Below are 5,756 nucleotides of genomic sequence, written 5' to 3'. Positions count from 1 at the left end.
CCGCGATGGGAATGGAATCACTGTCCGCCATCAGTGGAATGCGCAACTGACGATGCCCGCCAGAAACACTGGTTCGACGGACATACCCCACAAGATCACATTCGGGATGCGGCGCACCTGCTGGCGCGGCTGCTCATGCTTTTGACATCCGCTAGCTGTCTATGATGCAGACTCGTATGCTGTTACGCTAGACAACCGAAACCGAGAGGGAGGAATTTATGAAAAAAATCCACATGTTTGTGGACAACTCGAATGTCAAGATTGAAGGTGCTCGCCTTGCATACGCTAAGCGTCATCGAGGCGGGGTGCGTGGCAATGAGGTGGACAACTCATATGAGATTGACTGGGGTAAATTTCTTCACCTGGTTAAAAGTCGTGGCAATCGGCTTTCTGCCCAGGTTCCAGTCCTTTACGGTTCTCGCCCTCCCCCAGACGATTCGATTTGGGCCGAAATTCGCAGTGAGGGTTTTGATGTCAGGCTCTTTGATCGGAACATCCGAGATAAAGAGAAGGGCGTTGACATGGAAATGGGCATGGATGTGGTCGAGCGCATCATGACCATTAACCCGCCAGAAACGATTGTGATCGTCGCTGGCGACGCGGACTTTAAAGGGGTTGCCGACAGGGCAATAAAGAGGGGATGGGAAGTTGAGATCTGGTTCTGGGGCAATGCGGCTCAAGAAATGCAGAACGTCGCAACCTATATCAACCTTGACAAGGCTTTTGACTACCTAAAAAAGAACGGCGGGGTTCCTCTTCCACCTGCCATGTGAGCACGTTCTAAAACTGCTGTAGGCCTTCTGTTACGCGGCTCTTTCCCGGATGGCAATGATGGTGGCCCTGCTGATCTGGTAGCTCGCTGCCATGCTGCTGACCGTCGCCCCTGCCGCAAGGGCTTTCCGAATCGCACGCTGCTGGTCGGGAGTCGTCTTGGATGGTCGCCCCATGTGCGTGCCTGCCGCACGGGCGCGGGCCTGACCGGCTTGGGTGCGTTCAATGATGAGGTCTCGCTCAAAGTCGGCCACCGCCGCCAGCATCTTGACCATCAACGCGCCAGCGGATGAAGTCAGGTCGAGGTTGCCAAGCTGCAAGACCACCAGCCGGATGCCCTCGCGCTGAAAACGCTCTACGGTCTGCTGCACGTCGATGGAGTCCCGGCCAATGCGGTCGAGCTTGGTCACGACCAAGGTATCTCCCTCATCCATGCGCTCCAGCAACCGCTGAAATCCGGGACGCTGCGCTGCTGGCACCGAGCCGGAAATCTGTTCTTCAATGAATCGCTTCGGGGCAATGTCGTAGCCCGCCCGTGCGATCTGCTCGCGCTGGTTCTCGGTGAGTTGTTCCACGGTAGAAACCCGCGCATAGGCGAAAACGCGCTGCAAGCCACCGGCAGCGGTGTCGGAAAGTGGTGTCGGCATGTTGGTATGTGTTGAAAATGGTCGGGGGCTATGTTTTCAACAGCCCCCGATGGGGTGTCAGAAAGTGACCACTTATTGCCGTGGCCGTGAAGCGAACGGCAGCCATCAGAACTTGGCTTGGGAAGCCGGTTCGACTTTGGCCGGGGCGTAGTCGGCGGTGTAGTGCCTGCAAGAGCGCGTCAGTACCAGCAAGGCAGCCGCGATGTCTGCGGTTTCGGCCATGAACCAGCCCAGAGCTTCGATGGTGTCGCTGCCAATCTCGCTGCCCACTTCGGGGGATGCGTGCGCCAGAATCACGCCCAAGGCAGACAAACCCTGCTGGATGGTGTTCATGACCGTTTCGCCGTTCTCGGCCAGCGCAAGCAACAACGCCGCATCTGCGGCTTCGTAATCGACACTGAAATCTGGCCGGGTCGGCAGCAAGGGGAGTTGATGCAGCAGGTCACGCGCTGGTCGCAGCGTGGAGACATTCGCGCCCATTCAATAGTCCTCCGGGCGCAAGACAGTCGTGACTGACCTATCCCACTCTGTGATGACCCAAATCTTGATGGGTTTTCCTGCGTGGCCTTTCGGGGAAAGGTCGAACGAAGAAAAGACGCGGGTTTCACCGTCGAGAACGGCGGCCCAATTGGAATCGCGGTCTGGCTTGCACATATCCTGCCAATCGCCGGTCAGGTGGCGGTGCAGCAACTCCGGCACAGATGCACCGTGTTCCTGTATCAACGCCAGCGCGGCGGGTGTGGCAACGACATGGCCCGGTGAGAACAGGGCCGGAGGCCCCAAGTCGATCTGATCGGCGCGAAGGGTATGCGGCTCAATGCCTGCAATGGGGGGTGAAGATTGGCGAGATTTGCGCATGGCTGGAGTCCTTGTATAGAGGTTCAGCCGCATGAGCGCGTGCCAGAAACGCAAAAAGGCCACGACGAATGCCGTGGCCTTTTGGATGGATGAGGGGAATTTGGAGTCTGACTGCCGCAACTCACACGGCGCGGCTCGCCGCCGCCGTCATGGCAAGCGGTGCCGTGTCAATACTTTGTCGTGAATCGACGGCTTGTGTCCAGCCGGAAAAAACTTTGCGGCAGACATGCCTAAAATAATCTGGCTTGATAAGAAACCACCAGTCACTCCTGAAATATTGATACTCAGGGACGTGCCCATATTTTCAATGCCAACGGAAATAGCTCTTTGGCTCGCATGGTGATTTGCTGCTCATCCCAGACATCCTTATCCCCGAACTTTTGAAAATAAGCGTTGAGTGTCAAGAGGCTGGTCGTCACGATCTCGCTACGTTTGACGGAGAACGCTTCATTGCTCAATGCGGAATTAAAATTCTGAGTAACCAGCGTCAAGTTCCCGATGCTGTGGAGCAAACGCTTGCGGTTCGCAATTATTTCAGCGTCTACAGTGACAAGAGGCCAGTTGGTTTCCCACTTCTGGGGCATCACGTGCTCTACGCTCAAGCCATCAGGCAAAGCCAGTAACTCTTGCTTAGAAGAACGCTTTCCAAGCTCCAACGCTTCCAGAATTGCTCGAACTTTGCCGGTATTCCCTCCTTTGTACTGCGCACGGAAACACCAGCCTTGCTCAAATTCCGCATTGCTAGGCCAATTCTGAGTTTCTCCTGACAAGTCAAGCAGTTTGGCACGCAGGGCATCTGGCGATGTTTCCTTCTCCTTGGACAATTCTGCTAGGAGTTTTGTGGTAAAGATACGGTTATAGCCTTTACTTGTAAGACCACAGACAAATCGACGCACAACATAGGACTCCAAGTCCCCGAGCACTTGATCCATTTCTTCTGATTCTGGATCGTGGTGCTCCAAGAAATAGAACACAACGGGCGTCAGTGTCGATGTGTCCAGCAATTGCATTCGGCGACAAAACAGGCCAAGCCGGGATGTCTGATTTGGCAGAAGGAAAGTCTCAAAGTGTTTTGCCGTGCTGGTAATACGTGCCAACTCAAACTCTGTTCCCTTGCCAGACGACTCCCACCAGCCCTTGAACTCCTCAAATACATGCGCGACCTTAAGATCCTCACACTTGCGCAGTGACACATAGTTGTAAAGAAGTAGATCTAAGCGAACAGATTTCAGCCGACCTTGCCGGGCCTCCTTTCGCCAGAACCTTTCGCCCTCTTTCTTGGCATTCTCCGCAGGCTTTTCATCGAAAGCCTTCCAGTGAGCATCGTACAAAGCATCAACGTCTTCACGTTTGCGGGTTGCCTGCAAGAAAACGAAATTGCGGATCAGGTCGCTCGGCAATAAGGGAGCACCACGCGCATTCAAGGTCTCGAAGATAATTTGCGGGTCGTCCTCATCATCCAACTCCAAGGACATAACTTGGAAACCGTCGCGCAAGGTTTCATAGAGCAAATGAGCGCGATCAGCTTGAAGCGGAAGTTCTGCCCGAGGGGGCGCAACTGCATTGTCCTTCTCTATGGATCGAATGACTTGATCGGCGATGGTGGGCTCTGCTGAACCATCCTCGCCCAGAGCCTTATTGAGCAACTCATCCAGTTCATCTAACGGCTCTGCCGAACTGTCGTCATATCGGACACCACGTAACTGTGCAGCAAGCAAAGCATGCAGAAATAGATACGCCTGCACCATTAGTGGGCGTTCATATCGTGCCTTTTTGGGGCCTTTGACCGGGAACCGATCACACACCGCCTCGATACTTCCTGCATCGGACAGTGCCTGCATGACATCGCGACCTACATTGGTTGGCCAAACTTTCAGATGATGACCACGTTCACGGTATTTCCCAAGGTTGCGAGTTAAGGTTTTCAGGCTGTAGTCCAGCCCCTCGTCCTCCAACGGTTTGACCACATCACGGAAAGCCAGAAGAAGGATTTGCAGTGTGGTGATACGTTGCTGCCCATCAATCACTTCACGGGTGGGAATGGTGTCTGCACTGCCACCTTTGGCGCTACCCACCACAACAGTCCCAAGGAAATGCTTGCGTAGAGCGCGGAGCTTTTCAGCACCGCCGACTTTTTCCGCATCAGCCTTGAAGGCTGCAATCGCATCCATGCGATCAATCAAATCTTCCCACAACGGAAATATCTGTTCAGTCAGCGTCCAGACATAGCCCCGCTGAAACAACGGAATGAGATATTGGGAGCGATCTTCAAAAAGCCGAAGTATCGAAAGTTTATCTGGACGCAATTATTTCCCCTGAATCAGCTTCTACAGGTGCCAAGCCCAGTCGGGCAGCACGAAGTCATCAGTTTATTGGCTTCTTGATCCATTCAGCAATCTGGCTGATCGCTTCGCGCTCGAAATTTGGGAAGCCATGCCAGTGTTGGCCCGCGCATTCATCGCCTGTCGGATTCGCCCCGCCATCCACTACCATCAACTTCTTGATGGGTGCGTTGCTTAGTCCCTTGATGATGTATGGAGCTTCGCTGGCCTGGCAGTGCTTGCAGGCGTCCTTGGCATGGTGATATACCAACACCGGCAATGTGATGGCCTTGAGGTCTTGGCGCGGAACCGCACCCGGCGTGGCGTAGCGCACCACACTGGAGGTTAGCACCAGCCCCGCTATGGCCGGATCATGGACGTTGATCGCCATCGCCGTGGCTGAAACGGTGCCGCGACTGGTGCCCACGATCCACACAGGCAGACCACTTTTCTGCTTAACGAACTCCAGCACCTTGGCAACGTCGGTCATGTGCTTGGGTTCGGTTCGCTCCGTCCAGCCCAGCTCGTCCATGTCGTTGGGGCGGCCAAAGATCGCGACGTTGAAGCCGTTGGCAAGGAAGTACGGCGCGGAGCGCACGAGGAAGTTACCGCCAGTGGTCTTCCCGTCCTCGAACTTCCCGAAGCCACCTCCGCCGCCAGGAAACAGAAACACGGTGGCTTTGGCATCGGGCGCGGCCTCCCAGAACAACGTGGTCACGACGCCATCACGGGTAGGCACCTTGAACAGCATGCCTTCGGCATGGGCAGCTGCACCCACGAACAGCAAGGCCAACACTACGAAGAATCGTCTGCACGTAGCCACTTCAGTTTGCCCCCGTCACCTTAGGCCGCCCGACCAAAATGTTCCAGTCATCAAGCCCATGGAACTTGGCCTTGTCGAAGCTGAACGCGATGCCTTTGATGTCGCCCGCAGCGTCGGCGTAGAACCGAATGTGGCCTCGACCGACACCTTTGTAGTTCGGGCTCGCCACGCTGCCGCGCTGTTTGCCCTTAGCCTCGTTTTCGTCACGTAAGGCGGCATCGCTCACAAATCGGGTGTCGTCGCGGCTTTTGGCTTCCTGAGACGTGTCGATGATGGTGACTTCGTACTGATCTAGGAGCCTGTCGGACTTTCCCACCTTCCGCCCAGAGACTCCAT

At 55.2% G+C, this 5,756-nt stretch carries 7 protein-coding genes; 1 reads left to right on the top strand and 6 read right to left on the bottom strand.

Annotation, left to right across the window (positions count from 1 at the left end):
- The first annotated feature begins 218 nt into the window (after window positions 1-218).
- A complete protein-coding gene (locus tag OX89_RS18250) occupies window positions 219-773 on the top strand; it encodes an NYN domain-containing protein (protein ID WP_084002071.1) in 555 nt (184 codons plus the stop codon).
- Between the two features lie 30 nt (window positions 774-803).
- On the opposite strand, the gene OX89_RS14055 is transcribed toward OX89_RS18250, so the two are convergent.
- The 6 genes from OX89_RS14055 to OX89_RS14030 form a co-directional block, all read right to left on the bottom strand.
- Window positions 804-1,418, bottom strand: a complete 615-nt coding sequence (locus OX89_RS14055; RefSeq protein ID WP_234305577.1) for a recombinase family protein — start codon at window positions 1,416-1,418, stop codon at window positions 804-806.
- A 105-nt stretch (window positions 1,419-1,523) separates the two neighbouring features.
- Window positions 1,524-1,898 (bottom strand): hypothetical protein, encoded by a 375-nt coding sequence (locus OX89_RS14050; protein WP_157497488.1) that lies wholly within the window; start codon window positions 1,896-1,898, stop codon window positions 1,524-1,526.
- Window positions 1,899-2,276 (bottom strand): hypothetical protein, encoded by a 378-nt coding sequence (locus OX89_RS14045; protein WP_234305576.1) that lies wholly within the window; start codon window positions 2,274-2,276, stop codon window positions 1,899-1,901.
- Window positions 2,277-2,560: 284 nt separating this feature from the next.
- Window positions 2,561-4,582 carry a DUF262 domain-containing protein gene (locus OX89_RS14040; RefSeq protein ID WP_047351087.1) on the bottom strand — a complete coding sequence of 674 codons (2,022 nt, stop codon included), beginning with the start codon at window positions 4,580-4,582 and terminating at the stop codon, window positions 2,561-2,563.
- 58 nt (window positions 4,583-4,640) lie between these two features.
- The gene (locus tag OX89_RS14035) at window positions 4,641-5,393 is read right to left on the bottom strand and encodes an alpha/beta hydrolase (protein ID WP_369799294.1); all 753 of its coding nucleotides are present in this window, start codon (window positions 5,391-5,393) and stop codon (window positions 4,641-4,643) included.
- A 28-nt stretch (window positions 5,394-5,421) separates the two neighbouring features.
- Window positions 5,422-5,756 (bottom strand): hypothetical protein (locus tag OX89_RS14030; protein ID WP_047351085.1); only part of this gene is annotated, 335 nt, incomplete at its 5' end.

Origin of the sequence: Diaphorobacter sp. J5-51 (assembly GCF_001023515.1) — a bacterium.
Classification (GTDB): domain Bacteria; phylum Pseudomonadota; class Gammaproteobacteria; order Burkholderiales; family Burkholderiaceae_C; genus Diaphorobacter; species Diaphorobacter nitroreducens.
This window is presented reverse-complemented; position numbering and strand designations above follow the sequence as displayed.